Origin of the sequence: Chlorogloeopsis sp. ULAP01 (genome assembly GCF_030381805.1) — a bacterium.
Lineage (GTDB): Bacteria > Cyanobacteriota > Cyanobacteriia > Cyanobacteriales > Nostocaceae > Chlorogloeopsis.
Window position 1 is genome coordinate 144,866 of sequence record NZ_JAUDRH010000010.1, and the last position, 26,181, is coordinate 171,046.

The 26,181-nt window shown below is 41.2% G+C and carries 29 protein-coding genes and 1 pseudogene; 15 read left to right on the plus strand and 15 right to left on the minus strand.

Features of this window, described 5'->3' with window-relative positions; translation table 11 throughout:
* Window positions 1-82: 82 nt before the first annotated feature.
* Together rseP and nth are read left to right on the plus strand one after the other, a co-directional pair.
* On the plus strand, window positions 83-1,168 hold the full coding sequence (gene rseP / locus QUB80_RS20365) for an RIP metalloprotease RseP (protein WP_289791337.1): 1,086 nt from the start codon (window positions 83-85) through the stop codon (window positions 1,166-1,168).
* Between the two features lie 152 nt (window positions 1,169-1,320).
* Window positions 1,321-2,001 carry an endonuclease III gene (nth, locus tag QUB80_RS20370; RefSeq protein WP_289791338.1) on the plus strand — a complete coding sequence of 227 codons (681 nt, stop codon included), beginning with the start codon at window positions 1,321-1,323 and terminating at the stop codon, window positions 1,999-2,001.
* Between the two features lie 152 nt (window positions 2,002-2,153).
* Here nth and QUB80_RS20375 read toward each other — a convergent pair whose 3' ends face one another.
* Window positions 2,154-2,279, minus strand: coding sequence for a hypothetical protein (locus tag QUB80_RS20375; RefSeq protein ID WP_289789197.1), 126 nt, complete (start codon window positions 2,277-2,279; stop codon window positions 2,154-2,156).
* Window positions 2,280-2,543: 264 nt separating this feature from the next.
* Between QUB80_RS20375 and rpsN the strand changes: the two genes are divergently transcribed.
* Window positions 2,544-2,846 (plus strand): 30S ribosomal protein S14, encoded by a 303-nt coding sequence (gene rpsN / locus QUB80_RS20380; protein WP_289791339.1) that lies wholly within the window; start codon window positions 2,544-2,546, stop codon window positions 2,844-2,846.
* Between the two features lie 56 nt (window positions 2,847-2,902).
* Here rpsN and QUB80_RS20385 read toward each other — a convergent pair whose 3' ends face one another.
* Window positions 2,903-3,232: a DUF8822 family protein gene (locus tag QUB80_RS20385; protein ID WP_289791340.1), complete on the minus strand. Its 330-nt coding sequence runs from the start codon at window positions 3,230-3,232 to the stop codon at window positions 2,903-2,905.
* A 193-nt stretch (window positions 3,233-3,425) separates the two neighbouring features.
* Here QUB80_RS20385 and aat point away from each other — a divergent pair, with 193 nt between their 5' ends.
* Both aat and QUB80_RS20395 read left to right on the plus strand, forming a co-directional pair.
* Complete coding sequence (gene aat, locus QUB80_RS20390; RefSeq protein ID WP_289791341.1) at window positions 3,426-4,001, plus strand: leucyl/phenylalanyl-tRNA--protein transferase; 576 nt, start codon at window positions 3,426-3,428, stop codon at window positions 3,999-4,001.
* Between the two features lie 18 nt (window positions 4,002-4,019).
* Window positions 4,020-4,535, plus strand: coding sequence for a thioesterase domain-containing protein (locus tag QUB80_RS20395; protein WP_289791342.1), 516 nt, complete (start codon window positions 4,020-4,022; stop codon window positions 4,533-4,535).
* On the opposite strand, the gene QUB80_RS20400 is transcribed toward QUB80_RS20395, so the two are convergent.
* Complete coding sequence (locus tag QUB80_RS20400; protein ID WP_289791343.1) at window positions 4,469-5,284, minus strand: DUF3598 family protein; 816 nt, start codon at window positions 5,282-5,284, stop codon at window positions 4,469-4,471. The genes QUB80_RS20395 and QUB80_RS20400 overlap by 67 nt on opposite strands.
* Before the next feature lie 80 nt (window positions 5,285-5,364).
* Window positions 5,365-6,267: a cell division protein FtsX gene (locus QUB80_RS20405; protein ID WP_289791344.1), complete on the minus strand. Its 903-nt coding sequence runs from the start codon at window positions 6,265-6,267 to the stop codon at window positions 5,365-5,367.
* Between the two features lie 302 nt (window positions 6,268-6,569).
* Here QUB80_RS20405 and def point away from each other — a divergent pair, with 302 nt between their 5' ends.
* Both def and QUB80_RS20415 read left to right on the plus strand, forming a co-directional pair.
* Entirely contained in the window at window positions 6,570-7,133 is a 564-nt protein-coding gene (gene def / locus QUB80_RS20410; RefSeq protein WP_289791345.1) for a peptide deformylase, read from the plus strand.
* Between the two features lie 21 nt (window positions 7,134-7,154).
* Window positions 7,155-7,355, plus strand: a complete 201-nt coding sequence (locus QUB80_RS20415) for a hypothetical protein (protein ID WP_289791346.1) — start codon at window positions 7,155-7,157, stop codon at window positions 7,353-7,355.
* Between the two features lie 239 nt (window positions 7,356-7,594).
* Here the strand turns inward: QUB80_RS20415 and QUB80_RS20420 are convergent, their stop codons facing one another.
* The 3 genes from QUB80_RS20420 to QUB80_RS20430 all read right to left on the minus strand — a co-directional run bounded on the left by QUB80_RS20420 (window position 7,595) and on the right by QUB80_RS20430 (window position 10,166).
* On the minus strand, window positions 7,595-8,107 hold the full coding sequence (locus tag QUB80_RS20420) for a hypothetical protein (RefSeq protein WP_289791347.1): 513 nt from the start codon (window positions 8,105-8,107) through the stop codon (window positions 7,595-7,597).
* 115 nt (window positions 8,108-8,222) lie between these two features.
* The gene (locus tag QUB80_RS20425) at window positions 8,223-9,701 is read right to left on the minus strand and encodes an amidase (protein ID WP_289791348.1); all 1,479 of its coding nucleotides are present in this window, start codon (window positions 9,699-9,701) and stop codon (window positions 8,223-8,225) included.
* 18 nt (window positions 9,702-9,719) lie between these two features.
* The gene (locus QUB80_RS20430) at window positions 9,720-10,166 is read right to left on the minus strand and encodes a GNAT family N-acetyltransferase (protein WP_289791349.1); all 447 of its coding nucleotides are present in this window, start codon (window positions 10,164-10,166) and stop codon (window positions 9,720-9,722) included.
* A 71-nt stretch (window positions 10,167-10,237) separates the two neighbouring features.
* On the opposite strand from QUB80_RS20430, the gene QUB80_RS20435 reads away from it, so the two are divergent.
* The 5 genes and pseudogenes from QUB80_RS20435 (at window position 10,238) to QUB80_RS20450 (ending at window position 13,074) form a co-directional block, all read left to right on the plus strand.
* Window positions 10,238-10,963, plus strand: a complete 726-nt coding sequence (locus tag QUB80_RS20435) for a Nif3-like dinuclear metal center hexameric protein (RefSeq protein ID WP_289791350.1) — start codon at window positions 10,238-10,240, stop codon at window positions 10,961-10,963.
* A 250-nt stretch (window positions 10,964-11,213) separates the two neighbouring features.
* The gene (locus QUB80_RS20440) at window positions 11,214-11,687 is read left to right on the plus strand and encodes a TspO/MBR family protein (protein WP_289791351.1); all 474 of its coding nucleotides are present in this window, start codon (window positions 11,214-11,216) and stop codon (window positions 11,685-11,687) included.
* 227 nt (window positions 11,688-11,914) lie between these two features.
* A complete protein-coding gene (locus QUB80_RS20445; RefSeq protein ID WP_289791352.1) occupies window positions 11,915-12,388 on the plus strand; it encodes a TspO/MBR family protein in 474 nt (157 codons plus the stop codon).
* 87 nt (window positions 12,389-12,475) lie between these two features.
* A pseudogene (locus tag QUB80_RS35070) lies at window positions 12,476-12,709 on the plus strand (DUF6597 domain-containing transcriptional factor); the annotation flags it as partial.
* Window positions 12,685-13,074, plus strand: coding sequence for a DUF6022 family protein (locus tag QUB80_RS20450; RefSeq protein WP_289791476.1), 390 nt, complete (start codon window positions 12,685-12,687; stop codon window positions 13,072-13,074). The pseudogene QUB80_RS35070 and the gene QUB80_RS20450, both read left to right, overlap by 25 nt.
* On the opposite strand, the gene QUB80_RS20455 is transcribed toward QUB80_RS20450, so the two are convergent.
* The 7 genes from QUB80_RS20455 to QUB80_RS20485 all read right to left on the minus strand — a co-directional run bounded on the left by QUB80_RS20455 (window position 13,071) and on the right by QUB80_RS20485 (window position 19,902).
* Window positions 13,071-13,778: a M15 family metallopeptidase gene (locus QUB80_RS20455; protein WP_289791353.1), complete on the minus strand. Its 708-nt coding sequence runs from the start codon at window positions 13,776-13,778 to the stop codon at window positions 13,071-13,073. The two genes, QUB80_RS20450 and QUB80_RS20455, sit on opposite strands and share 4 nt — an antisense overlap.
* A 165-nt stretch (window positions 13,779-13,943) precedes the next feature.
* The gene (phoU, locus tag QUB80_RS20460) at window positions 13,944-14,630 is read right to left on the minus strand and encodes a phosphate signaling complex protein PhoU (RefSeq protein ID WP_289791354.1); all 687 of its coding nucleotides are present in this window, start codon (window positions 14,628-14,630) and stop codon (window positions 13,944-13,946) included.
* Between the two features lie 28 nt (window positions 14,631-14,658).
* Window positions 14,659-15,975, minus strand: a complete 1,317-nt coding sequence (locus tag QUB80_RS20465) for a sensor histidine kinase (protein ID WP_289791355.1) — start codon at window positions 15,973-15,975, stop codon at window positions 14,659-14,661.
* 41 nt (window positions 15,976-16,016) lie between these two features.
* Entirely contained in the window at window positions 16,017-16,769 is a 753-nt protein-coding gene (locus tag QUB80_RS20470) for a winged helix-turn-helix domain-containing protein (RefSeq protein ID WP_289791356.1), read from the minus strand.
* 1,303 nt (window positions 16,770-18,072) lie between these two features.
* Window positions 18,073-18,846, minus strand: a complete 774-nt coding sequence (gene hisA, locus QUB80_RS20475) for a 1-(5-phosphoribosyl)-5-[(5-phosphoribosylamino)methylideneamino]imidazole-4-carboxamide isomerase (protein WP_289791357.1) — start codon at window positions 18,844-18,846, stop codon at window positions 18,073-18,075.
* 258 nt (window positions 18,847-19,104) lie between these two features.
* Window positions 19,105-19,401 (minus strand): DUF3593 domain-containing protein, encoded by a 297-nt coding sequence (locus QUB80_RS20480; protein WP_289791358.1) that lies wholly within the window; start codon window positions 19,399-19,401, stop codon window positions 19,105-19,107.
* A 153-nt stretch (window positions 19,402-19,554) separates the two neighbouring features.
* Window positions 19,555-19,902 (minus strand): DUF2499 domain-containing protein, encoded by a 348-nt coding sequence (locus QUB80_RS20485; RefSeq protein WP_289791477.1) that lies wholly within the window; start codon window positions 19,900-19,902, stop codon window positions 19,555-19,557.
* Window positions 19,903-20,079: 177 nt separating this feature from the next.
* On the opposite strand from QUB80_RS20485, the gene csaB reads away from it, so the two are divergent.
* The 3 genes from csaB to QUB80_RS20500 all read left to right on the plus strand — a co-directional run bounded on the left by csaB (window position 20,080) and on the right by QUB80_RS20500 (window position 24,983).
* Window positions 20,080-21,123 carry a polysaccharide pyruvyl transferase CsaB gene (csaB, locus tag QUB80_RS20490; RefSeq protein ID WP_289791478.1) on the plus strand — a complete coding sequence of 348 codons (1,044 nt, stop codon included), beginning with the start codon at window positions 20,080-20,082 and terminating at the stop codon, window positions 21,121-21,123.
* 321 nt (window positions 21,124-21,444) lie between these two features.
* A complete protein-coding gene (locus QUB80_RS20495; RefSeq protein WP_289791359.1) occupies window positions 21,445-22,839 on the plus strand; it encodes a glycoside hydrolase family 140 protein in 1,395 nt (464 codons plus the stop codon).
* Between the two features lie 1,142 nt (window positions 22,840-23,981).
* Entirely contained in the window at window positions 23,982-24,983 is a 1,002-nt protein-coding gene (locus QUB80_RS20500; RefSeq protein ID WP_289791360.1) for a phytanoyl-CoA dioxygenase family protein, read from the plus strand.
* Here QUB80_RS20500 and QUB80_RS20505 read toward each other — a convergent pair.
* Window positions 24,975-26,180 carry an MFS transporter gene (locus QUB80_RS20505; protein WP_289791361.1) on the minus strand — a complete coding sequence of 402 codons (1,206 nt, stop codon included), beginning with the start codon at window positions 26,178-26,180 and terminating at the stop codon, window positions 24,975-24,977. The two genes, QUB80_RS20500 and QUB80_RS20505, sit on opposite strands and share 9 nt — an antisense overlap.
* Window position 26,181: the final 1 nt, after the last annotated feature.

Below are 26,181 nucleotides of genomic sequence, written 5' to 3' on the forward strand. Positions count from 1 at the left end.
CTCTTTTGCAGACCAATGGTAGACTGGTACTCATTCTAAAATAGAGAAAAGTATAGTTAAATTAGTTCACAAATATTTATCTATGTCAGTTTTCGCGGCGATCGCAGTCTTAGCTGTTCTTATCCTAGTACACGAACTGGGACATTTCATTGCAGCAAGATCCCAAGGTATTCACGTTAACCGTTTTTCTCTAGGGTTTGGCCCTATTCTTTGGAAGTATCAAGGGACAGAAACTGAATATGCTGTACGGGCGTTTCCTTTGGGGGGCTTTGTTGGCTTTCCTGATGATGATCCAGATAGTGATATTCCGCCTAATGACCCCAACTTGCTGCGTAACCGTCCTATTTTAGATCGGGCGATCGTCATCAGCGCCGGAGTGATAGCAAATTTAATCTTTGCTTACTTCCTATTGGTTGCACAGGTAAACTTGGTTGGTATTTCCCAAGCAAGTCAACCGGGAGTTTATATCCAACAATTAGCACCAGAAGTAAGTACAGTTGCATCTGATGCCGGAATTAAGCCAAAAGATGTGATTGTAGCAGCTAATAACAGAGAATTTGGTACATCACTGCAAGAAATAGAAGCTTTAAGGGAAATAATTAAAACTAGTGCAGGCAAGCCAATTCAACTAGAAATAGCTCGTGGCAACGAAAGACTGTCTTTGAGCGTTACTCCTGAAGCGAAACCAAATGGAGGTAGCATAGGTGTTGGACTTGCCCCTAACGGTAAAGTTGTACGTCGTCGAGTTAATAACCCAGTCGAAGCTTTAAACTTTGGCGCTAGAGAATTTCAGCGCATTATTGTCATGACATTTCAGGGTTTTAAGCAATTAGTAACCAATTTTGGCGAAACTGCTAGTCAAGTGGCTGGGCCAGTTAAAATTGTCGAGATTGGTGCTAGCATCGCCCAGAATGACACGGGTAGTTTGTTCTACTTCGCTGCTTTGATTAGCATTAACCTAGCCATCATCAATATCTTGCCTCTACCAGCATTAGATGGAGGACAACTCGCTTTTCTGATGATTGAAGGATTGCGTGGTAAACCTTTGCCTACTCGCGTTCAAGAAGGTGTAATGCAAACAGGCTTAATGTTACTTTTAGGACTGGGTATTTTTCTTATCGTTAAAGAAACTTCCCAGTTAGAGTGGGTGCAAAAATTGTTTCAGTAGTCTTCTAGTTAAGATTAGGCAGAATGTTTTTTGAAGCTGCTCTGCTATTCAAGCTACAAGTAGTAGTTGTATGATTAGCCCACATAAGTGGGCTAAATTTGTTTGACTGCAAATTATATTATTCGCTCGTGAGGTTTAGTAAAATTATAGTAGTGAATAATACACGAAAAATACCATCTAAAAAACAACGATCACTAGAGATACTAATCCGCTTGAAACGCCTTTATCCTGATGCTATCTGCTCTTTGAATTACTCAACGCCAGTACAACTGTTGGTAGCAACAATTCTTTCTGCTCAGTGTACAGATGAGCGTGTGAATAAAGTTACACCATCATTATTTAGTCGTTTCCCAGATGCACCTAGTTTGGCTAATGCTGATGTGACAGAGATAGAAACTTTAGTGCGTTCCACAGGATTTTATCGGAATAAAGCAAAGAATATTCAAGCAGCTTGTCAGATGATTGTTAGTGAGTTTGGTGGAGAAGTGCCACAGCAGATGGAACAACTATTACGACTTCCAGGCGTGGCACGCAAAACTGCCAATGTAGTTCTTGCCCATGCTTTTGGAATTAATGCGGGAGTAACAGTTGATACTCACGTTATGCGCCTTAGCCAACGTTTGGGTTTGACTAAGTATGCAGATCCTATCCGCATTGAACAAGATTTAATGCGCCTACTCCCACAACCAGACTGGGAAAATTGGTCAATTCGGTTAATATATCACGGTCGCGCTATTTGTAAGGCACGCAATCCTGCTTGTCAGGCGTGTGAGCTAGTTGATATTTGTCCTTCTGCTACTCTTCCTCAAATTAAAGTTCTGACAAATGGATAGTAGAGGGAAGAGGAAGACAACAAAGCAGGGGGGCAGGGGAGATAAGGAGAGAACAACTAACCACTAACTACTGTACGGGAGGCAGCGCGTTGCGGAGCCAGTGCGGTGGTGAGCCAGCGCGCCCTAGCGGCTACCCGGAGGGTAGCCGCTAGCTAACGCAACGCCTGACGGCGAACGCGTCTAGTGCCGACTTGTAGCGACTGGCGTAGACACGTAGACGGACGTAGTCCGGCTTCTCGCAGAGTAGTGGATAAGCGAAAGTAAGGGTTCCCCGGCATTAAAGGAGCCAGTGCGTTGCGGAGCCTCCCCGCGTTGTAGACGCCCTCCGGGCGGCTTCCCGCAAGGGTACACCTGGCGTCACCTGGCGTGGGTTAAGCGCGTCGAGTGCGACTGCCATGCGGGTTTTAATAACAATTTCCCTAGGATAACAAAATATCTAAATAAACCCGCCCCTAGCAATAACAAATGACCAATGACTAACCAATAACCGATCCTATCCGATAGAATGGAAAATGCTGTCTTAAATTGAATTACAAAACCTTATGGCCAAAAAGAGCATGATTGAGCGCGAGAAAAAACGCGCTAAGTTGGTAACTAAATATGCAGCAAAACGAGAAGCTTTGCTGGAAGAATTTCGTAAAACAGAAGATCCAATTGATAAGTTGGAGATTCATCGCCAAATTCAACAACTACCACGCAACAGCGCACCTAGCCGCCGTCGTAATCGGTGTTGGGTAACAGGTCGTTCTAGAGGAGTTTACCGTGATTTTGGTTTGTCTCGGAACGTTTTGCGGGAATGGGCGCACGAAGGACTTTTACCTGGAGTTGTTAAGTCTAGCTGGTAGATTAGTTGTTAATTGCTAATTGTTAATTGCAATTAACCATTAGCCATTAACAAAAATTATTGACCACAACACCGATCAATTCCCAAACTTTCTAAAAGTAGATCGCTGACGGCGTTAGCGATCGCAAATTCTCCATAAAAGCTTTTGGAAAAATCAAACGACTGCATCTCTGTGACGATCGCAATTACCAGAGAACCTAGATCGTTTTCTCCCTCCATTCTTTGCCGAACAAAAATCTGTGCTGCCCGTTCGGCAATCTTTTGATTAATAATTTCTGGGAGAAACTCTTCATCGAGCCACCTATGCAACCTTTGTCGTAACCATTCGCCCTCAAGCTCTGGATTTTTTGGTGGTGGTAAGGTAATGGGTGGAATTGGTTCAGTCATGTTTTTATCTTTGTTTCAATTCCTAATAGGGATTAATATAGAACCACTTCCATCCAAAATCGTAAAACCATGATAGATTTTGACTAAATTATACACTGCCGCTTGTAGTTGCCAAAATGCACACTGATAGCAAACAACAACTGCTAGCATCAAATTGCCCTCTTGAGAGGCTTTTTTGATTTGTGGCTTATTTATGCAATATGATATTGCCTCTATCATTCAAGGCTACGCTCAAGGCTATTTTCTCATGGCTGACGAGGATAATGTCTTGGGTTGGTATGGAAGTCGCGATCGCACTCTCATTCCTTTAGATGAAAGATTCCGCTACCCTAAATCACTGCGACGTGTCCTTAATCAACAGCGCTTTGCAGTGGCGATTAACCGCGACTTTCAAGCTGTTGTCGAGGGTTGTGCTCAAAGAGAATTGACTTGGATTTCACCAGAATTAAAGAAAATATACTGGAAACTTTACCAGGCAGGTTGGGCATATAGTTTTGAAACCTGGCAGGATGGCGAACTAGCTGGGGGAATTTTAGGAATTGCAATTAATGGCGTTTTTATTGGGGAATCGATGTTTTACCGCATTCCTGAAGGTTCCAAGGTAGCAATGGTAAAGTTGGTGGAAAGGTTGCGGGAGAGGAAATTTGTGATGTTCGATGCGCAAATGATGAATCCCCATTTGGAGAGATTTGGAGCTTATCGAGTAAATGACGAAGAGTATCAAGAGCTACTTGAGAAAGCGTTGCTAATCAAATGTTCCTTAGTTTAGAAAAGGAGTATCGATTAATTGCAAAAGCACTTGCCGAAACTCCAGGAAACTTTCTATACAGAAATTCCTATTACATATTATTTGGGAATCACTGTGGCAGACTACAACAGTGGTTGCTTGACTTTGAAAGCACCATTAGAAAAAAATATCAATCACAAGCATACTGCTTTTGCTGGCAGTCTTAATATTTTAGTGACGCTTGCAGGTTGGGGACTACTTTGGCTAGTTTTGCAAGAACAAGAAATTGAGGCAACAATTGTTATCCAAAATAGTCGAATCTCCTACCTTAAACCTGTTACCAAAGATTTCTCGGCAAGCTGTAATAAACCTAACCATACGCATATCTCTCAATTTCTCAAGTCCTTAAAAAACAGAGGCAAAGCAAGGATAGAGCTATGCTCCCAGATTTGGGAAGCAGAAGAATTAGCTGTAGAATTTCAAGGACGGTACGTTGCTCTTTTAGATGATTATGAAGAACTAACTCGACGTTCTGTTACCAAAGTCAGACTCACCCATTCTCCTTTCTCGTTGTAGCTGCGAACCATTCTTTGGCGGAAATTTGGCTCGATTAACCAACCTACTTCCAACACAAAAGCCTGACGCAATTGTACTTTCAGGGGGGAAGTAGCAGAAGCTCCATCGGGTAGCAGCAAGACTTGCACCTGCTTGTGTGGATCTTGGTCGAATTTAAGTATAGAACCCTCAATGGCAGCAGCAGAAGTTATCGTCCGACTGTCAAACAAGAGACTTTGAACTAGTCTGCCAGCGTCATCAAGTTGTAACTTTAAGGTTGTGGAGTAGGTATCAGGCGATCGCCAATCTGGATATATTGTTACTGCTTCACCGTGCCATTCTCCTAATAAAGATTCTACGCTCACAGCTGGGCGTTCTAGTTTTGGGGTTCCGGCTAGATATTCTCGAATCAGGGTAAATTGGTTTAGTTGACCATTTTGATCAAACAATTGTACGAGGCGTAAGCGACGATTTTCATAAATTAAACCAAGTTCTGCCCCAAATTCAGAGAATGGTGCTAATTGAATTGAACCTTGAGAAAAAGCACCATTTTGAAAAAACAGCACACCCCGTCCTAGAGAACTATATTCTAAAACCCTTTCTTGTGTATCCAAACAAATAGTTTGACGAATTGCCTGATCATTATTCAACCCTTCCAAAGAAACAACGCTAGGTGTATCCTCTAAAATTTCACCTTGAGGAGACACACGAGTGAATGAACCTTGCCATTCACCAAGATTTTGCAGCAAACATTCCCATTGAGATTTCATATAACTTTTGTCCTTTGTCCTTTGTCATTTATCATTGGTGAATCACAAAAGACAAATGACTAATGACCAATGACTAATGACTAACTTTTAGCAAATCGTCGTACAGCAAATAAACTCCCCATCAATCCTACTGTTGCGCCAAAATTCAGGAGAATCACGGGCAATAATAGAGTTTGTAAAGGAGTCAACTGCAAACCGTTAGTGATAAATTTAATGAATTCTGGCTGATTAGCTAATACATTACCAAGAAATTGCTGAATCAGACTGATGCAACCCCAAGCGATCGCTCCTCCAACCACACCAAAAGTAATTCCTTGGAGGATAAACGGTAGATAAATCCAAGTAGAAGTAGCTCCTACCAGTTGCAAGATTTCAATTTCTTGCCGTCGTGCCATAACTATCAACCCAATAGTGGTAGAAGTGACAGCGATCGCACTGGAAGTAAGAATAATTGTAATAGTTAGCGTTATCCAATTCAAACCTTGATGCAATTGAGCGATGCGTCTGACAGCTTCATCGACATACTGTACCGCATCCACTCCCCGCAACTTCGCTAATTGTGTTGCCAAAGTTGACACCACCTCAGAGTTACGTGCTTTTACCTTCAATTCATCCACAAGAGGATTTTCCCCTAACTGCTGAGTAGCAGCTTCGATATTAGAAATTCCCAACTCCTTAACTAATCTACTCCAAGCTTGCTCTTTAGTAATAATTTTGGTATCCGCTACTTCTGGCATTCTCGCCACCAGTGGTTCAATGCTTTCTGCTTGCGCACTCGAATCGAGATAAACTGATACCTCCAGTTGGCTACCGAATTGGTAGAGTAGTTTTTCGACTTGCCAAGAAGTTTGCAAGCTCAAGCCGAATAAAAATAGTAACACCGTAACAGTACTGATAGCAGCCCAGTTCATCCAGCCACCGCGTCGCAAACCAAGCCAAGTTTCTTTGAGCAAATAATCTAGTTTTGTGAAAATTTTCAACACACCACAGCCTCACCAGCACTTAAAATTGACAAGACAATAAAATTTCACGTCTTATTGGCGCGAGATAATAACACTTTTTATACTCTGTAGTAGGTAAACCAGACAAATGGGGACTAGGAACTCAATCAGTTAACAGTGGACAGTTAACAGTTGTCAGGCGCACTGGTGTTAACTGATAACTGATAACTAATAACTGTCACCCAATACCTAATTCCCGAAATATAAATGTGCATATCTTCCTGGTTGCTAAAATTGAATTAAAGCGGAATCATTTCCAATCCATATAAGTGAGTTAAAAGAGCATGCCTCTGGAAATTGCTGTTGAGAAGAAAAAGTTACAAAATCCGCCCTTGGAACTGCATTATCTGGGCGATCGCGTTCTGCGCCAAGGAGCTAAACGTGTTGCAAAAGTAGATGATGAAATCCGCAAGCTGGCACGTGAGATGCTACAAACCATGTATAGCCAGGATGGTATTGGTTTGGCTGCCCCTCAAGTGGGAATTAACAAACAAATAATTGTCATTGATATTGAACCAGATAACCCAGCTAATCCCCCATTGGTGCTGATTAACCCAATTATTAAACAGGTTAGTCGTGACATTTGCGTTGCTCAAGAAGGATGTTTGAGCATTCCGGGGATTTATATGGACGTGAAGCGTCCCCAAATTGTAGAAATCGCTTATAAAGATGAGCACGGACGTCCCAAAACTATAAAGGCTGGAGAATTACTCGGACGCTGTATTCAGCACGAAATAGATCACCTCAATGGTGTGGTGTTTGTAGATCGCGTAGAAAATTCTTTGGCTTTAGCACAGGAGTTATCCAAGCATGGTTTCTCCTATCAAACTGTCAAACCATTAGTATAGGATGGTGTGCTTGTGAATGTAATGACTCCAAAGAGCGGATTGTTCCTTGCTTGCTCGTGCGTAGCAGCGATCGCAGCAGTCGGTTCCATTTTTGAACTTACTTCCGGACAACCAGATCTAGGCAACCAAACCACTGGTATTATCTTGGCGTTAAGCATTCCACTGACAGGATTATTTTTCTTGGCCGCAGTCAAGGATGCTAAAGCTAATATTAATAAATAAGCATCAGGTTTTAAATCAAAAGGAAAAAGGAAAAAGGAGCAATATATCCTTTTACCTTTTACCTTTTTTATGTTTTCTAGCTAAAAAAGGCAGACGGCAGGAGGTAAGAAAGTTTTTTCATGGGTTCTGGTGAGACAGTGCGTCCTTGTAGTTTCCCCAACTTGTAGACACGGTAAACACAAAGCGTCTATTATAAATACGGATCAGCGAAAGTAGCAACTAGCGTAGACGTCGGCTTCTTAAAAGGAACGTCCTAAGCCAAACTGATTTTGAGAAGTTATTTCTATCCGACATAATACTGGTGGATTGGCATTAAATATACAAGTGTAGGTTGCTAAACGGTCTTGTTGATAATTAAAAACTCGAATATTGTAACCGTAGTTTCTCGCAACACTACCTAGATGATTCACAAAATTGTAACGATCCAGATAGTCTAATAAGCTCCAAAGTTGTTGATTTACAATTAAATCTACTCGTGCAGGTTGGTTGTTAATTGCTGGGTATGCGATCCAGTTATCTAGAAGCTTATTTTCGGAATTTTCTTGCGCCCACCACAAACTAGGAACAGTTATGTGTCCTTGGTTGATAGTGTTAGCTGTAATGACAGAGCCTTTTGGATTTTTCAATAAATCTAATTCTAGAGGCGCATCAGAAGCAACTGGAATTGGTGGAGTTACTGCCAATAAGGGTTGAGTTGAAACTACACAAACCGTAGTTAGGTAGATACCGAATAATAGAATTGATTGGCGCATATTATCGTTGGATTTTAATTCTGGATTGTTACCTTCACAATCTCAAAATTCCAATACGATCTAGTTTAATCGTTTCATAACTACAACACGAATAGAGTTCATACTGAATAACCTTCTAAGAACCAAATGGGTGTTTAAAGTTACCAATAACTTGATTAAGCTCCTGAGCGATCGCCAGTAATTCCATCTCACGCCATCGCTTGCCAACAATTTGCAATCCAATCGGTAAGCCATCTTGGGTTTCCCCAATTGGAATCACCACGGCAGGATGGCTGCTCAAATTAAAAGGCATAGTGTAAGCACCGTTTGCAACTCCATGAGGATAGGACTTACCCTCAATATCAATGGCGCTCCAAGCTGGGCGATGGGTAAAGGCAGGGGTTGCTGCTACAGGAGTGAGCCACACATCCCACGGTTCCAGTGCTTCATCAATTTGTGCAGTGAAGCAATCGCGCTCAGTAAGCACCTCGAAATATCCTTTTAGGCTTGGGTTTAATAGCTCAGGTAAGAGACGACTAAAATCCCCCAATTTGCGGAGTTCTTTGTCGCCTTGGGTTGCAGTACGAAAAATCTGCTGCCAACTGCGACGTAAATTATATCGATTTACTGGTTGAGCATAAATGTTAATGTATGCTGCCATCCGTCCGTAGAGGTTCAATATTGTCGATAGATCAAAATCTTTAGGAAGCCAGCGTTCAATATGAGTACCCGCTTGAGAAAGTTTTTGCGTGATCGCCTGTATTTTTTCTCGAATTTCAGAAGCAACAGGTACTTCTGTCCATTCGTCAATCCAGGCAATTTTGAGATCTCGCAAAGTCTTCCCAGAAGGCATATCAAGCGAAATTGGTGGAACATCAGGGCGACGCAGATCCGCTCCTGCTATTAATGAAAAACAAAGTCGAATGTCTTCGAGCGATCGCGCAAAACATCCTACAGTCATCATTTGCCGCAGACAGTATGGCATTCCCGGAACTTCTGGAATCATTCCGGCTGTGGAGATGCGGCGATCGGTTGGCTTCAAGCCATAGACACCACAGAAATGAGCAGGCTGGCGGATGGAACCTGCAATATCATTACCGATATCCAACGGTGAAAGTCCGGCTGCAACCGCAGCAGCACTCCCTCCAGAACTGCCGCCTGCTGTGTACTCAAGATTCCAGGGATTATTTACCTGTGGAAACAGAGAATTTGTACTCTGAAAATCACCAGCCAGTTCAGCCATATTCGTTTTACCGATAATGACTGCTCCAGCTGCCCGCAGCCTTGCGACAACAGTGGCATCCTGTTGAGGAATGTAGTCTTTGAGGGGAATGTAACCTGCTGTGGTACGCAATCCTGCTGTCTCAAAGATGTCTTTAATTGTGATTGGCACTCCATGCAGGATGCCCCAGTTTTCACTTCGTGCTAAGGCTTCATCGGCTTGTTTGGCTCGTTGACGAGCACGTTCTTCATCTAGCGTGCAGATGGCGTTAAGTTTTGAGTTATGTTTGGCAATTTGTACTAAATGGGCATCCAGTACTTCAACCGCCGAAACAACGCGATCGCGGATCATTTGAGCAAGCTGATGGGCAGGCGTAAAAACTAGATCGCTCATGATTTTATTGTGTGTATGTTATACCGACATTTGCAAAACATAGAGATGGAGATTAAAACCGAGACTACGCCAAAACGCCAAAGCGATATCGTTGTTAGGTAAAACATTCAGTTCAATGTTGCTTGCCCCTTGCTCAATGACTGAGTTAATTGTTTTGCGAGCTAATTGTGTTCCGTATCCACGTCTATGCATTGATTGTCTAATGAATAAATCAAAAATTCTTGCAAACTTTTCATCTGATCCAGGGTGGAATAGCATCACTTTGAAATCAACAAAGCCAATGATTTCCTCGTCGAGCAGAGCAAACCAATAACTACGCTCTCCTGATAATGATTGCTGATGGACATTGGTAACCCATTCCGCAGGTGGTTCTGATGAGCCTATGGTTTCGTACATTTCTTTGTAGAGATGCCTCATTACAGGAAGCTCATCAGCAGATGGAGATCTGAGCTTAATTTGTGCCACTGTAAATGTCCTTTGTTAGCTTGCAATTCAAGATATTCGAGATATTAATGCCGAATTTCAGGTAAAGTCTAATGACGATTGAATGCCAGTTGATTCTTTTAGAAGAGATAGCAGAATTTCTCAATCGCTTCTTCGCTGTTGAGCATTTTTCACAAGCTGAAAAGGGAGGAGTGTATTTGCCATCATCACGTCCTGTAAAACGATTAGGATTAGCACTAGAACCTCAGACACAACTACAGGAATGGGCGAGCGCTCAAAATTTAGATGCACTTTTTTTACATCGTCCTTGGAAACTCCAACTAGGGCTGCTTCCACCTGATATTGGCGTGATTTCCTATCATTTGCCATTTGACGAGTGCTTAACAATAGGTTTTAATCCTCGATTGGCACAAGTATTAAATGTATCTAATTTAGAAGTATTAGGAGAGAAAGAAAATAGAGCGATCGGGATGCTAGGAGAAATTCCAGATCAAAGTTTTGAGAGCTTATGTAGTTGTGTAAGCCAAGTATTTGGTGGAACAGAGCAAGTACGTACAACAGTTCGTGGAGAAGTAAAACGTGTTGCTGTTGTTGGTGCAATGACAGATTTATTAGTGCGTGAAGCAGCGAATTGTGGTGTTGATGTTTACATAACCGGACAATTACGACAGCCAGCCGAGGAGGCGATACGAGAAACTCAAATTGGAGCGATCGCTGTTGGGCATCGTCGTAGCGAAGTGTGGGGTTTAAGAGCGCTGGCTGGGGTACTGCAAGAACGATGGCTGAGATTAGAGGTAGTTGTGAGCCACTTTGATTAAGAGGACTGGGGAACATGGGACAAGGAGTTGAGGCAGTTGAGGAAGTTAAGGGAGGTGAGGAGTAATAAGAGTAAATTCTTCCCCATCTTCCCTACCTCCTTTCTTTCTTCCTCCCCTCTTTCTAGTTCTTATTCACTTATTTCTCCCGCTAGATCGGGTTTTGCAATTGTTCTCACCAACGGGCGATGGGCAGATAACTGATAAACTGACAAAATCTCATTAGATCGCAAAGGGTAAGGAAAGGATATGCATGATTAGATCTTGGATGGTTATTGCGGGTGTAACTTTATTAGTTGCTTTGGGTGCTAACTTCATTACTCCTGGCGATCGCAAATGGTTTAAACGCTTACAAAGGCCTAGATGGCTCACCTTTGAAGCAGCAATTCCAGTTATTTGGACTATAGTATTTGTTTGTGGTGCCTGGTCAGCCTATATTATTTGGGACAATAATCCAGGAAGCACCCAGACTTGGATTTACATGGGATTATATTTACTTTTAGAAATTGTTACTGTTGCCTATACTCCTGCCATGTTTAGGAATCGCAGTCTCAGATTGGGTACGATTCTGGGTGGAACGGGTTTTATCATAGCGGTGATACTCGCGATCGCAGTTTTACCAGTTTCTGGTTGGGCAACACTATTGCTTGTACCTTATTTATTGTGGAGTCCAATTGGAACTTATACGACTAGAGTAATGGAGCGTCTTAATCCTCAAGATATTTGAAAGTTAAGTAGATGCGAACTTATTATAAAAATCTGTTCGCACTAGATCCCCGACTTTTTTAAAAAGTCGGGGATTTGAATACCAGCTACCTGTCAAAATTAATCTGATGCAGTGTTACTAACTACTATCTAATCAATAATCCAACCAGCGACTGATTAAACTTGTACCTTAAATTGACAAAATTGCCGTGTATGTCTTGACAAAATACACGTTAAAAGGTAATGATTATGATTCCATCTTGGCTGGTAATAGGAGCAGTAACTTTTTTAGTCGCATTTGGTAGTTTCTTTATCACACCACGTGATGTTAAATGGTTTGCACGTTTAACTCGCCCTCGCTGGTTGGTTTTTGAGCCGTTAATTCCTCTGATTTGGACTGTCATTTTTATTTGCGGTGCGGCATCTGCAACTATTGTTTGGGAAAAAAACCCAGGCAGTACAATTACTTGGTTATTAATGGGCTGTTACTTACTGCTAGAAATTATCACCGTTACCTATATACCTGTGATGCTGAGAAATCGCAGTCTTCGGGTTGGGGAAATTATTGGATGGGTTGGTTTGATTTTGGGTATATTGCTCGCAATCTCAGTTTTGCCAATTTCTTGGTTAGCAACGCTGTTACTTATTCCTTATCTAGTCTGGAGTCCAGTTGGTGCATATACCACTGAGGAATTAATACAATTAAACCCAGAAGATGCCTAATGACATGACTGAATTGTATGGTTGTACCTTTGACATAAACCTCTTGTGTAGCAAGCAGGACAGCCAACCATAAACTTATCCAAATTGATGATTTACCACACCTATATACCGCGATCGCCCCTGTCAAAGTTCGTGGAGTTTTTATGGTTTCGGGAAGGTTATAACGTACAGAAGGCGCAAGCCCGTTTGTTGCCAACGGGTTCTATGGAGTTAGTCATCAACCTGCGTGAGAACTTAATCCCCCTTTTTGATCGACACAGTCGACTACAGCGCGGGAACGCACGCGGCAGTATAATCTGCGGAGTTATGGTGCGTATTGCTACAAGCTATTTCGACCGATTCATAAACAGCTTAAACAGGTTGGATTGTATCCTTTACCCTGGTTCCCTGGTGATTTTAACATTTCAAGAGAGTGGGGCAACATAGATCAAAACGAACAGCAGCGATGGATGTGGAGCAAAATTACTACACTGGAAGGAGAAACCATAGGCACAATTGTTACCATTATCTTTCACGACCACACCCAGTTTCGTCTTCCTTACCAACCCCAAGTAATTGCTTTAACACAAACGAGTAAAGAAGCAGTTGTCGAAGGACTGTCAGAACGTTCTGCCGACTTCAAATCTGCCCTGGAATTCCAAATTGAATACGCACAGTATCTTCATAGTTTAGAAAAGCAAGGCTAAATTAATCGACCGTATCGTGCTACAAACTTTGCATCTGGATTAATTTGATTATTTAACCAAGCCCACATTTGATCCCCAAAAGAAAAATGCCACCACTCGCGGGGATTGCGTTTAAATCCGGCTTTTTCCATGACATCCAACAAGAGCAAACGGTTAGCATGATACTGCTGTGCCTGTGGATGATCGCTATTGAGATAGTAATCGGGAAGCGATCGCTCAGATAATTCATCAATCGGCGAACCCATATCCACAATTTTCCCTGTATCATCTACAAGCGTTATATCTACAGCCGCACCAGTACTGTGAGGCGGTGGTGTTTTTTCATCTAAACTAGGTTCAGCCCAAATTTTATAAACTTCTTGCCAAATTTCCTGGCGTTGAATTTCTGATAACTTAATGTCAACAAGCCCCCTGTCGCGCAAAGCTTCGGCAAAGGCGTAATTTACCATAAATTGCTGCACCGTCACCGGGCGGTAGGCATCAAAAATTTGAATGTACCAGTCAGGGTGTAGTGTTTGCAGATAGTTTTGCGCTGCTATCAAACAATCAACTACGCTTTGGCGCAGAAAATAGGGTGAATGTTCGCCATAAGGCGCACCCAGTTTTTCATAGGGATGGGGAGATTCGACTGCAAATTTTTTGAGGGGAATAGCTATAAGAGGTTCACCACACTCTTGAATAGGAATTTGATGATAAGGTCTCATTCTTAAAAAGGGGACAGGGGATAGGGTGCACGGGACAGGTGATTAGGGATTAGGAAAGAAGCACCAGGAGTAGAGGAGCTCCAGGTGCAGGGGGTGAAAATTTTTCTCCTTGTCCCCTTGTCTCCTTGTCACCTTGTCCTCTTCTTCCCAATCCCCGATCCCCCTTTAACCCCGTTGACCAGTAACAATATACGCGACTCTTTGACCAATATTAGTAGCATGATCTGCCATGCGTTCTAAGTAACGTATTACTAGTACTAAGAGTAAAATTGGCTCGATGATCCCTGGAACATCTTTTTGATAGGCTAAAGTTTGATAAAGGTATTCGTAGGCATTATCTACAGTGTCGTCCATTTGCTTCACACTGCGTCCGCTAACTTCATCTAAGTCAGCCAAAGCTACCAAACTAGTTGCTAACATCGCCTGAGCATGATGAGACATCTGCGCAATCTCAGGTAAGGAGGGATGCGGCGGATAAGGAAAAATTTTGATTGCAATTTCTGCTATATCTTTTGCATAATCGCCAATGCGTTCAAGATCGCGCACTAGCTGCATAAAGGCACTCAAGCAACGCAAATCCTGGGCTACAGGGGCTTGCAGTGTCATGATTGCTGTACAGTCTGATTCTATTTGTTTATAAAAGCGATCTATTTGTTTATCTATACGCGGAAGTTCCTCAGCCGCTATTAAATCACGAGCAAATAAAGCTTGGTGGCTGAGGCGAAACGATCGCTCTACCAAAGCTCCCATGCGCAAAATGTCCCGCTCTAAACGCCTGATCTCGCGTGTTAGCTGGGGTCTTCCTGAATTAGCATCAAAAATAAGAGCTTTCACGCTTGCAGTCTCAAACATGAAGATACTTCTAAATATAATCTTGTGATTAATAATTTGCCACGCTCTCAGGGAGTATTATCTGTATCCACGCACCACCTTTAACAGGATGGTTCATGGCTTTGATAGTACCACCATGAGCAAGCACAAGTTGGCGCACGATCGCCAAACCTAAACCAGTACCCACAATTGTCGTTGTAGAAATATTTTCTGCTTTTTGTGGGCGAGAGCGTGCTTGATCTCCTCGGTAAAAGCGTTCAAATACATGGGGCAAATCTGCCTCAGAAAAACCAGCTCCAGAGTCTATAACATTTATCTCCAGGTTCGGTGGTGTGCTTGCTTTAACACTAAAGCTATTATCTGTACAAAAAATCTTTGCCTCAACTGCAATCGTACCTTCAGGAGGACTATATTTGATACTATTGTCTAGCAAGTTCAAAAAAATTTGATAAATGCGGGATTCATCGCCATTTATCCAAAGTTTTTCGGGGCCAGAATAGGTAAGCTGGATTTGATGGCGTTGTGCTAGAGGTTCTAGAGTTTCCCAAACTTTGGCAATTAGCGATCGCAATTCTACAGGTTGGCGATTTAATTCCAAGGAGGGGTTGTTTTCGAGTCGGGTGAGTTCCAACCAGCTTTGTACTAAATAAATTAACCTATCAACCTCATTTAAGAGGCGGCTCACCCAGCGATCTAAAGGTGGTTTCAAACGATCTTGCAAATTCTCTACAACTAGACGAATTGAAGTCAACGGTGTCCGCAGTTCGTGGGCAAGATCAGAAAGAGCGCGATCGCGTGCTTGATTTAATTCCAAAAGTGATTGGCGATTTTCTAGAAATACTGCTACTTTTCCTTGCGATAAAGGAAAACTAGTGGCTTTTACTGCCAGAGGTTTGATCTCTAAAATGGCGGCTGCGTTTTCCACTGAGGGATGAAATATCCACTCCCGAATTTGGGATTGTTGGCGATCGCGAGTTTGCTCAATTACCTGATCGAGTTCATAAGAACGCACCAATTCTAGCAACAAACGTACTTGTCCCGGTTGCCACCTTTGTAAATACAACATCTCTCGTGCCAGTTGATTGCACCACAGCAGTTGATTTTCTTCATCCACCTGCAAATATCCCACTGGTGCCATCTCTAGCAAGTTTTTGTAATTTTGCAGATCTTGTTGTAATTCTTCCTGCTGCTCCTTTAACGAAGTAATTTCAGATCGCAAGCGTGGAATAAGCGGTAGTGTTACTTCAGAAGACTGGGATTTCAACGAGGGCGGTATTCTTCCCAAGAGGCGGTACACTTGTATTTTGTACCAAAGCCAAAACCCAAGTCCAATTGTCAAACCTAAAAAAAATTCCGGTACTAACATCACTAGTTGTTAGTGCTATTGCACAACTCATGAACTAACAACTATCCAAATCGATAACCAAAACCACGCACAGTCACTATATATTCAGGATGGCTCGGATCTTGCTCTAATTTTTCACGTAACCAACGGATATGAACATCCACAGTTTTACTATCTCCAACAAAATCCGGCCCCCATACTTGATCTAGCAGTTGTTCCCGCGACCAAACTCTACGGGCATAACTCATAAAGAGTTCTAAAAGACGAAACTCCTTTGGAGACAGGTTCACCTCTTGAGCGCGAACTAGCACCCGACACTCTTGCGGATACAATGTAATATCTTTGTACTGCAAGACTGGGAGTTGCGGCAAGCTACTCAAACGTTGGCGGCGTAATAAAGCGCGACAACGAGCCACTAATTCCCTCATACTAAAAGGCTTTGTCAGGTAATCATCTGCTCCTACTTCTAACCCTAAAACGCGGTCAGTTTCACTACCCTTAGCACTTAGCATCAAAATCGGTACTGGGTTGCCTTGGTAACGAAGCAAGCGGCAAATATCTAAACCATTGATTTGAGGCAGCATTAAATCAAGAATAATCAAATCAAAGGCAGGTTCTCCTGAATTGGTTTCAAAGTTTTTCAGTTGTTCTACAGTTGAGCGACCGTCCGTAGCCGTTACTACCCCATAACCTTCCTCTTCCAGAGCTAAGACTAGCATTTCTCGGATGAGTTCTTCATCTTCAACAACCAAAATACGATTTCTTTGGCCGATGTCGGTCGTGGGAGGATACTTAGTTGATTCACTCGTGTACATCGATATCACAACAATGCTGCAAGTTTTATTGTATCAATATAAGTGACTAATCTCAGTGCAACTACTCGATTATCAGTTGGTTATATTTTCAGTGTTTCGTAACCTATATGACAGCACACTCTACGATTATAAACTAAGCGTGCAACAAATACTTTTTTAAAAGCTTTTATTCTTTGGCATTCTATCAATTCCAGAAATAATTTGTTTTATGTCAACAAAATCTGAAAAAGCTACTTCAATTTTAGGGATACTTATGTTAACTCGCGAGAGCGACTTGCGAAGATAGAACCTAGCATCCAAGACTGCAATTTCCTCACTACTCTCCAGTGTCTACACCAGTTCACGCTAGTTAAGTTATGGTCTCACAACCGGACTAGCTGACCGTAAAGTGTCTGTAACCAGCAGAGGGTAAAGGGTGAGATAATTAAATATGTTGCTCAACAATAATCATAAATTTTACTAATTTTATTTCTCTGTATTTATTTAGTTTTTTGATATTCAGATTAACTAGTATTGAATTATAAAAAATATAATTTTTGCAACTCTATTTACAATTAGTTATAGATAGAATTATGGCTATATTTTTTATCTATAAAACTTTTTCTAAGTAAATTATTTACTTCATTTTTTAAGTTTATTAGGTTGATTTTTGTCAGAAATCAAACCAGGTTCTGTTTTATTTGGTTTGTCTTTAATTGGTAAAGGAGGTGGACTTGATTTTTTATTATTCATAGTATTTAGCTTTGAAGCTTAATAACAATACTAATAACACGATTTTTATTGCTGCTTTAAACTAATATTCTCAATAAATCTGCATTTTGTCTAACTTTTAATGAGTTTTGTTACAAAATATAAAAAGAGAGACGCTATTAACGTCTCTACAAAAGAGGAAACCCATGATAAAAATTTAAAAACTCAAACTACAAAGTAGAGAATTTAAGCTGAAAATTAAAAATCAAAAAAACATTTTGCCGTTTTCATCATAAAAATTTGGATGTACAGAATTTTTTACACATCCTTAAGCTGTTTTTGGCTTTTGTTGGTTGTAGTCTTGACTATTCTCGGCTCGGAAGTTAGTACTACCTGATTCGGTTCGAGGTTTACTAGTAATGGGGGGTTTTTTACGAGTCATATAAATTAGTTGCGTTGTAATCTCTACAACTTGAACTACAACGCAGGAAATTACTAATCCGGAAAATTAAAAAATTAACGGATGGGGATTGATTATCAGTTACCAGTTATCAGTTGTCAGTTAACACCAAGACACCTGATAACTGTTAACTGTTCACTGATAGAGTTCCCACTAAGCAAATGCTGAAAAATCTAGATTAGGAGGTATATCCTGAATACGTCCAGAACCAACAGCCCGCAATGCTTCTTTGAGGGAAATATCACCAGTATATAAGGCACGACCAACGATCGCACCAGTGACACCTTGAGGTTCCAAGGCTAGCAAACTCAGCAAATCTGTGACAGAACTAACACCACCAGAAGCAATGATAGGAATATCTACTGAGTTGGCAAGTTCGCGTAAAGCTTCTATATTTGGCCCTGTGAGGGTTCCATCACGATGAATATCAGTGTAAATTACTGCTGCGGCTCCCAATTCTTGCATTTGCACAGCAAGTTGGGTAGCAAGAACTTCTGAGGTTTCTAACCAGCCGCGAGTTGCGACTTTGCCGTTGCGAGCATCAATACCGATAATTATCTTTCCGGGAAATTCTTGGCAGAGTTGTTGTACCAACTGCGGTTGTTCTACAGCAATGGTTCCCAAAATTGCCCATTCTACACCCAAATTAAATAACTGCTGGGCGCTTTCTTTTGTCCGCAATCCCCCACCAACTTCAATGGGTACAGAAACAGCTTGAGCGATCGCCTCAATTGCCTCTAGGTTGACTAGTTTACCCGCTTTTGCACCATCTAAATCAACTAGATGTAGTCTAGTAGCGCCTTGTTCTACCCACTGTTTAGCTACATCAGCAGGATTCTCGCTAAAAACTTCTGATAGTGAGTAGTCCCCTTGATAAAGTCGCACACAGCGACCTTCTAGTAAATCTATTGCTGGAATAACTTCCATAATTGTCCTCAAGGTTGTTAGTAGATAGTAGGGGCGGGTTTATGAAGATAAGTTGTCGGTTGAAACCGAAAGTGACTCTACAAAACCCGCACGGCAGTCGCTACAACGCGCTTAACCCACGCAACGCGCTGCCTCCCGTACAGTAGTTAGTGGGTACAGACGCGATTAATCGCGTCTGTACAATTAGTGGTTAGTTGTTCTCTCCTCATCTCCCCCATCTCCCCCATCTCCCTTATCCCCTTGTCTTCTTCCTAGCCCCTAATCCTCACTCTCTTTCATCTTCATCACAGCGTGACGAAAACCTAGCACAACCAAGATATTAGAAAGTACTAAAAACGATTCTGCACTTCCGTGCAACCAATCAACGTTTGCCAGTGATTTACCATAATGCAGTTGAGCGTAAATCCCTGCCGGAATAGTGACAGCAACAAAAACAAGAGTGCAATAAAATCCATACAGTGCCAAACGCGGCATTTGCTTGACTTGGCTAATAAACCACAAGAAACCCAAATAGGGAAACAGTGACAGGATAAATAGGGTTTCTTTTGAAATCATTGCTGTGTTAAATAAATTTAGTTAGGAATTTTGAAATTTCCCATGCCCTAAAGGCAGAGGATTCTTGGTTTACAAGTCCAATCGTAACCCCAATTTCCTTGCTCAATAGAGCGAGAGGAAATTAAAACTTAATATTGACGAGGTGATTATTAATTATTGCTTTGATTCGAGTGGATCTGTGGAAGTCAATTCATTGGTAACATCACTAGATTTATTAGAACGCCAAATCCATACAGCAGCAGCCCACAACGTGAAATTACCCACTAAAGTCATGCTAGCTTGTAGCGTTACTAACCATTCGAGCGATTCTGCATTGTCGAAATAGTGCCAGGTACAGGCACACATTGCACTGATCAAAGCTGGTAACATCCCAAAAGACAATGCCCACCAAGCGCGGTTGTTCGTGAGTTCGCCATATTTCCAAATCAGCCAAATGGCTACAATCCACTCAATAACGCTAGAGACGTGAATAATCCAGGTAGGAATTGAAAGAGCGTGCATAATTGTCATTAATCAATAGTCATTTGTCATTTGTCATTGTAGAGATGCGATTAATCGCGTCTCTACAAATCTGCCAGTGCCTAATACCTAATCCCCAGTCCCTTTGAATATTACTATTTGCATTAATGCACAATATCAGTTAAGTAACCTGAAAATCAAAAATCCAAAATGGTTAAGATGCGGGCGCTATTGTCTGGATATTACGGTAAAGGAAATGGTGGTGATGAGGCTTTGTTGGCAACCCTGCTGCAAATGCTACCACCTGATGTTACACCTGTGGTTCTTTCTGGTAAGCCACAAGAAACGCATAGTCGCTATGGTGTAGAAGCTCATGAACGCATGAGTTTTTTACCAGTAATGCAAGCTTTACGCTCTTGCGACGCCTTAATCTGGGGTGGTGGTAGTTTGATTCAGGATGCTACCAGTGCTGTTAGCCCATTTTACTATGGGGGTATGATGAAATTTGCCCAAAAAATGGGTTTGAGAACAGTTGCTTGGGCGCAGGGTATTGGCCCTTTGGAGCGTTCTGTAACTCGTTGGTTGGCACGGCGAACTTTTGCAGATTGCACAAAAATCAGCGTTCGCGATCGCGCTTCTGCGGCTTTACTTTCTGATTGGCAAATTCCCCATATCCTTGCACCCGATCCGGTTTGGGCGTTGGAGTCAAAACCAGTACCGGGACTTTGGGATTTACCAGCTCCCAGGGTGGCGGTGACTTTGCGATCGCATCCTCAACTTACACCCACTCGCCTTGCTAATCTGACTCGTGCACTGGTGGATTTTCAAAAAGCCACGCAGGCTTTTATTGTGCTGTTGCCATTTCAAAAAGCCCAAGATTTAAGTATTGCCCAAGCCATTCAACCTGCTATTAAAGATGCGAGCAAAATTCTTGCTTTGGATGAGCCGCAGCTTTTAAAAGGTGTATTTCGTGGTGTGGAAATGGCGATCGGGATGCGCCTGCACAGTCTAATTATGGCGGCAAGTGAAGGATGTCGTTGTTTTGCCCTTAGCTATGATCCCAAGGTGAATCGGTTAATGGAAGATTTGGATATGCCTGGGTGGGATTTAGCTAATTTGCCAGACGATGCCAATGTGATTAGTAAAACTTGGATTGAGCATTACGCCAATGGCGATCCGCTTTCATCAGAAAAAATCCAGTTTTTAGTAGATCGGGCGCTAATTCACCGTGAGGTACTATATGCAGCACTAGGCAATAATTGATAGTTTTAATTCACCAATTTATCCAAAGTAAAGTTGCTGGCAAACTAATAAAAATTTCTAAGTTAAACTTCCTCAGTTAAATCTTGTGTAGAGAAACATTTTAGATTTTTAGGGAACACCAGAAAATAAATTATCCCATCTTGTGGGATGGGCATCCTGCCCGTCCCTAGTGATTAGCGGGCAAGATGCCCGCACCACAAGAAATTTTTGGGTATTTTTTTATTTGGATGTCCCTTATCATACAAAAGAAATGAAACAATACTAATATTCTTTTGTAATTTATGTTTGCCGATATTATCTATTTATTAAGATTATTTACTCATGTACAAGCCTTTAGCTCGACGAGTGTTTATTGGCTTATGTTTTGGGATAGGTCTATCAGTATCTTTATCACAAACAATTAAAGCAGTACAACGCTTAAAGGTGAAAACAAATAAGCATTACTTATTTAAAGAAGATGGTAAGCCTTTCTTCTATCTCGGTGATACAGCTTGGGAGTTGTTTCATCGGCTGAATCGGGAAGAGGCACTGATTTACTTGCAAGATCGTGTCAGAAAAGGATTTACTGTCATCCAAGCCGTTGTTCTTGCTGAATTAGATGGACTTAAGCAACCTAATCCTTATGGCTATCTACCACTAAGAAATAACGATCCCACCAAACCTAATGAAGGTTACTTTCAGCATATTGATTACATTGTAAATAAAGCCGAAGAGATGGGGCTTTACATCGGAATGTTGCCGACATGGGGAGATAAATGGAATAAAAAATGGGGTGTAGGGCCAGAAATTTTTACCCCAACTAATGCCGAAGCTTTTGGTCTATATCTTGGCAAGCGCTACAATAATAAGCCGATTATATGGATTCTCGGTGGCGATCGCAATCCAGAAAACGATACTCATCTTGCCATAATTCGGGCGATGGCGAAAGGATTAAAGAAGGGGGATGGAGGCAACCATTTAATGACATACCATCCACAAGGGGGAAGTAATTCAGCGACTTGGTTTCAGAATGATGATTGGCTTGATTTTAATATGTTCCAATCTGGTCATAAGGCTATTAATTTACCGAATTATGAGATTACATCAGAGAACTATTTTTTAAATCCACCAAAGCCAACGCTAGATGGGGAACCACGCTATGAAGATCACCCAATTGATTGGAAACCAGAGAATGGCTGGTTTAATGAGTTTGATGTTAGGCAAGCCGCCTACTGGTCAATGTTAGCTGGAGCTTGCGGTCATACTTACGGTAACCATAACATCTGGCAGATGTGGGAGCCAAAGAAAAAGCCCATTTCAGCAGCTAGAACACCTTGGCGGCAAGCTCTAAGACATCCTGGCGCAATCCAGATGGGCTATTTACGGCGATTATTTGAATCTAGGCCATTTATAAAGTTAGTACCCGATCAGTCTCTGATTATCAGTGATGTGGGTGAGGGGATGGATCATTTGAGAGCTGCTTGTGCGGAGGATGGTAGTTTTGCATTTGTGTATACACCTACCGGAAAGCCTATTAATGTAAAGTTAGGAAAAATAAAAGGCACTACAGTAAAAGCTTATTGGTACGATCCACGCAAGGGGATTGCAAAACAGATAGTAGAACTACCTAGTAGTGGAACAAGAGAATTCATACCACCAACAAGAGGGCGGGGTAATGATTGGCTCTTGGTGTTAGATAATGCAGCCATGAATTTTTCAGCGCCAGGAGTTGATTAGAAAGTTATGGATTAATTCCTTTGAGGTGGAGATTGCCCACCAATTGTGCATCGTGGTAGGCATGAATAAACTTATGCTGCTAATTCTTCAGAGTTAACTTGCACTCTTTTGTTTGCTAATCGTTCATAATTCATCCGTAACAGTTCTAATAGCAGAGGCACATCCTCCACACTATTAGGACTTAGGCAGAAGTTCTGGGAAAATCTTATTTCTACCCTTCAAGAACGCCTTTGTTCACATCTTGCACCAGTTGTTTGATTACGATTTTTCAACCGCCAATAAATAAATTTCTTGGCTAAAAGTGAAAGTAATACCAATTTGAAAAAAGAATGCGACAAATAGATATTGTAGAGAAGTACCATGGCACGTCTCTACATCAGGATGTGTTGCAAATATTTTTTGAATCGGTATAAGCTAAATCTTACTAGACATATCTTTTAATCTATTTTAACGGGTTGTAAAGTACTTTTTTAAGTTTACTATCCACTAACAAATTCTGATTTGCAAAACTTTCTATTTAGAGTTAATTTTAACTACTATCGAAAATTAATGTTGAAAATTTATTTTTACACAAAATTTATAGTAACTATATCATAATTTTATATAACTCTATTCTCAAACTAGCTATTCTATGAGAACAAGCTCACTTTTTATCATCTTAAAAATCGAATAAGTAAAGCACATAAATTTATATATGTTATATGTACAACTATATATATCAATATCTCATAGCAATTTACCTAGCTTTTAAAGCACCTTTTTTATAGTAACTGTAGTTTCTAATTTAAAATTTTTCTAATTTTGAATTCAATTGAATATTATCTCCATGAGTTTGCATATAAGTTGAGAATTTAGTTTTTTATTAAAAATCTTAATATTTTTGATTTTACATATTAATATGTAAACTTTTACCAATTATATTGCACACGCAAAATATAAAAGCCTTAGTTTTAGCTTTTTACTTCCAGTTAAAAATAAATTAAATTAATGATGATATGGGATCCGGTTTGATTACTTAAAAATCAGTCTAACGTACCTAACCCTTGAAAATGGTATGTTAAGCTACGCGATCACACATCCTACGTGTTTTTCAAAAATTAAATATGAGTCCTATATTTGAGAATATATTTGAGAAGAGGAATATGATGAAAAAACAAATTTATAGTATTCATAAAATTCTAAACAAAGTAGAAAGAAAGCTAGCTCAATTTACTTCATCTTACATTTACAGAACTAAGCAAATTATTCATGTTAGGAAGCTACCTGTTATTTCTGAAATTGGTCGTCGTATTGTTCGCGAGCTTAATCGAGAAGGTGTTGCTGTTCTTCATTTAAGAGAGCTTCCATTTTCTTCTAATCTTTCACTTTTAAATGCTATGGAGAAGGCTGTCAAAGATTTGCATGAAGCTTCTCCTGATTCTCCCAGATTGACTGAGTATCGTACAGGATTTGAGCATTGCATTCCAATCAATCCAACTAGAATTGCAATGTATTATCCAGAGTTATTTTTATGGGGACTTGACGAACAACTACTTGATATTATTGAAAACTGTATTGGTCTTCCGCCTGCATATCATGGTGTGATTTTACGCAAAGAAATTGTTGATGGCCAGCAGGTAGGATCGCGAATATGGCATCAAGATCAAGACGATCGCAATATTATCCGAGTCAGCATTTATTTAAATGATGTTGATGAGAAAAGTGGTGCTTTTGAATATATTCCTCGAAGCCTAACTCCATCTATTCGTGCTTTTAAACACGGGCCAAATATTTTGGATGAACATATGGAGGAAGTGATTCCTTCTTCAAAATGGAAGACTTGTACGGGAACTGCGGGTACGGTTGTTTTCGCTGCTGCTGCTAAAATATTTCATCACGGTAAAATGCCTTTAAAAGAGCGGATGGCGGCATCTTTTTACTATACTTCTAGAAATCCAAGCAATGAAAAATTATGCCGAGAGTTTAGCTTTCAATCAGGAATTCCATTTATCTTTCAACCTTTGACAAAACGGCAGCGAGAGTGTCTTTGGAAATATCAGGAACTTCTACCCGATCAAAATGATTGTTTTATAAAAACCGAAGATAGTTTTTTGCTTAATAGCAAGTTAACTGCACTTGTGAACAAATCTCCATTTCTACTTTGAGGGGCTAGCTGTAAAAGCCATAACTTGTTGTCTCATTACAATAAATATTATTCCCAGCACTAGCAAAAGTCCTCCTGCTAGAGAGTATGTCAAACCCAAGCCTACTTTTGCACTTATGGGTTGGCTAACGATAGGTGAGAGAAATTGCCCCAAAAATAAAGATGTAGAAAGCCCTCCTAAGGCACGTCCGCGCACAGCATCAGGAACGGCAGCAGATACCCACACTGTCATATTAGGCATGAGGAGTCCCAGTCCCATACCTGCAAAGCCTAAACCTAATAAAACTAGTGCATAGCTACTGGCTAAACCAATAATGGTGTAGCCGATGCCCATAAATACAAACATGATAGGTAAAATGCTGACAAAATCTAGTCTTGCTCTGACTCTACCGTAAGCCAAGGAGGCAAAGGCGCTAAAGAGGGTGGAAAAAGCGATCGCCATTCCGCTTTGTGTAGGTGTTGCATTGGTGAGGCGGCGCAGATAAAACGGTAGCTGCACGGGAATCAGGTAGAAGATAATCTGGCTGAGGACAGTAATACTAAAGATAAGTACGAGTAAGTTTACAGGGATTGATGTATCACTACTCGCTTCACTATCTTGAATTGATGGGATTTTTGATATGCTACGGTTTGGTTCGTATATGTAAAAAATAATTAGAGGTATTAGCAGCCATGCAAACAGATAAATTAAAAATGGTAAGCGCCAGTTTGCACTTGCTAGCGAACCGCCTACCGACAAGAAAACTACTCCTCCCAACCCCATGAAGGCTGCTTGCAAACCCATAAAGGTAGCACGAGCAGCGCCAATATAATAGTCTGCAATCAAAGTAGTGGCGCTAACCATAACTCCCGCCACTGCCAAACCCAGTAACGCACGCCCAGCGAGAATGGCAAACAAAGAATTGAGAACTAATCCAGAACCACCTGCAAAACCATAAAGTACAGCAGCAGCCAGTAGTAGTGGTTTGCGTCCCAGTCGATCTACAATTACGCCAGCGATGGGTGAACCAATGACGATAAATAAAGCAGGAAGCGTCAAAACTAGCTTTACCCAGAATTCTGCATTTGCCACGTCAGCAAATTGATCTTGCATCGCAGGTAGAGAAGGAGCGATCGTTGCACCTGCCATTACTGTTAAAGTGCTGGCAAGCAGTAGGGTAGCTTTGGTTAAGGTTGAGTTGGGATTAGAATTGCTCATA

Coding starts and splice junctions, on each gene's coding strand:
- rseP (WP_289791337.1), top strand. CDS start 83: ATGTCAGTTTTCGCGGCGATCGCAGTCTTAGCTGTTCTTATCCTAGTA.
- QUB80_RS20375 (WP_289789197.1), bottom strand. CDS start 2,279: ATGCCGGGGAACCCTTACTTTCGCTTATCCACTACTCTGCGAGAAGCC.
- rpsN (WP_289791339.1), top strand. CDS start 2,544: ATGGCCAAAAAGAGCATGATTGAGCGCGAGAAAAAACGCGCTAAGTTG.
- QUB80_RS20385 (WP_289791340.1), bottom strand. CDS start 3,232: ATGACTGAACCAATTCCACCCATTACCTTACCACCACCAAAAAATCCA.
- aat (WP_289791341.1), top strand. CDS start 3,426: ATGCAATATGATATTGCCTCTATCATTCAAGGCTACGCTCAAGGCTAT.
- QUB80_RS20400 (WP_289791343.1), bottom strand. CDS start 5,284: ATGAAATCTCAATGGGAATGTTTGCTGCAAAATCTTGGTGAATGGCAA.
- def (WP_289791345.1), top strand. CDS start 6,570: ATGCCTCTGGAAATTGCTGTTGAGAAGAAAAAGTTACAAAATCCGCCC.
- QUB80_RS20415 (WP_289791346.1), top strand. CDS start 7,155: ATGACTCCAAAGAGCGGATTGTTCCTTGCTTGCTCGTGCGTAGCAGCG.
- QUB80_RS20420 (WP_289791347.1), bottom strand. CDS start 8,107: ATGCGCCAATCAATTCTATTATTCGGTATCTACCTAACTACGGTTTGT.
- QUB80_RS20425 (WP_289791348.1), bottom strand. CDS start 9,701: ATGAGCGATCTAGTTTTTACGCCTGCCCATCAGCTTGCTCAAATGATC.
- QUB80_RS20435 (WP_289791350.1), top strand. CDS start 10,238: ATGACGATTGAATGCCAGTTGATTCTTTTAGAAGAGATAGCAGAATTT.
- QUB80_RS20440 (WP_289791351.1), top strand. CDS start 11,214: ATGATTAGATCTTGGATGGTTATTGCGGGTGTAACTTTATTAGTTGCT.
- QUB80_RS20445 (WP_289791352.1), top strand. CDS start 11,915: ATGATTCCATCTTGGCTGGTAATAGGAGCAGTAACTTTTTTAGTCGCA.
- QUB80_RS20455 (WP_289791353.1), bottom strand. CDS start 13,778: ATGAGACCTTATCATCAAATTCCTATTCAAGAGTGTGGTGAACCTCTT.
- phoU (WP_289791354.1), bottom strand. CDS start 14,630: ATGTTTGAGACTGCAAGCGTGAAAGCTCTTATTTTTGATGCTAATTCA.
- QUB80_RS20465 (WP_289791355.1), bottom strand. CDS start 15,975: ATGTTAGTACCGGAATTTTTTTTAGGTTTGACAATTGGACTTGGGTTT.
- QUB80_RS20470 (WP_289791356.1), bottom strand. CDS start 16,769: ATGTACACGAGTGAATCAACTAAGTATCCTCCCACGACCGACATCGGC.
- hisA (WP_289791357.1), bottom strand. CDS start 18,846: ATGGAAGTTATTCCAGCAATAGATTTACTAGAAGGTCGCTGTGTGCGA.
- QUB80_RS20480 (WP_289791358.1), bottom strand. CDS start 19,401: ATGATTTCAAAAGAAACCCTATTTATCCTGTCACTGTTTCCCTATTTG.
- QUB80_RS20485 (WP_289791477.1), bottom strand. CDS start 19,902: ATGCACGCTCTTTCAATTCCTACCTGGATTATTCACGTCTCTAGCGTT.
- csaB (WP_289791478.1), top strand. CDS start 20,080: ATGCGGGCGCTATTGTCTGGATATTACGGTAAAGGAAATGGTGGTGAT.
- QUB80_RS20495 (WP_289791359.1), top strand. CDS start 21,445: ATGTACAAGCCTTTAGCTCGACGAGTGTTTATTGGCTTATGTTTTGGG.
- QUB80_RS20500 (WP_289791360.1), top strand. CDS start 23,982: ATGATGAAAAAACAAATTTATAGTATTCATAAAATTCTAAACAAAGTA.
- QUB80_RS20505 (WP_289791361.1), bottom strand. CDS start 26,180: ATGAGCAATTCTAATCCCAACTCAACCTTAACCAAAGCTACCCTACTG.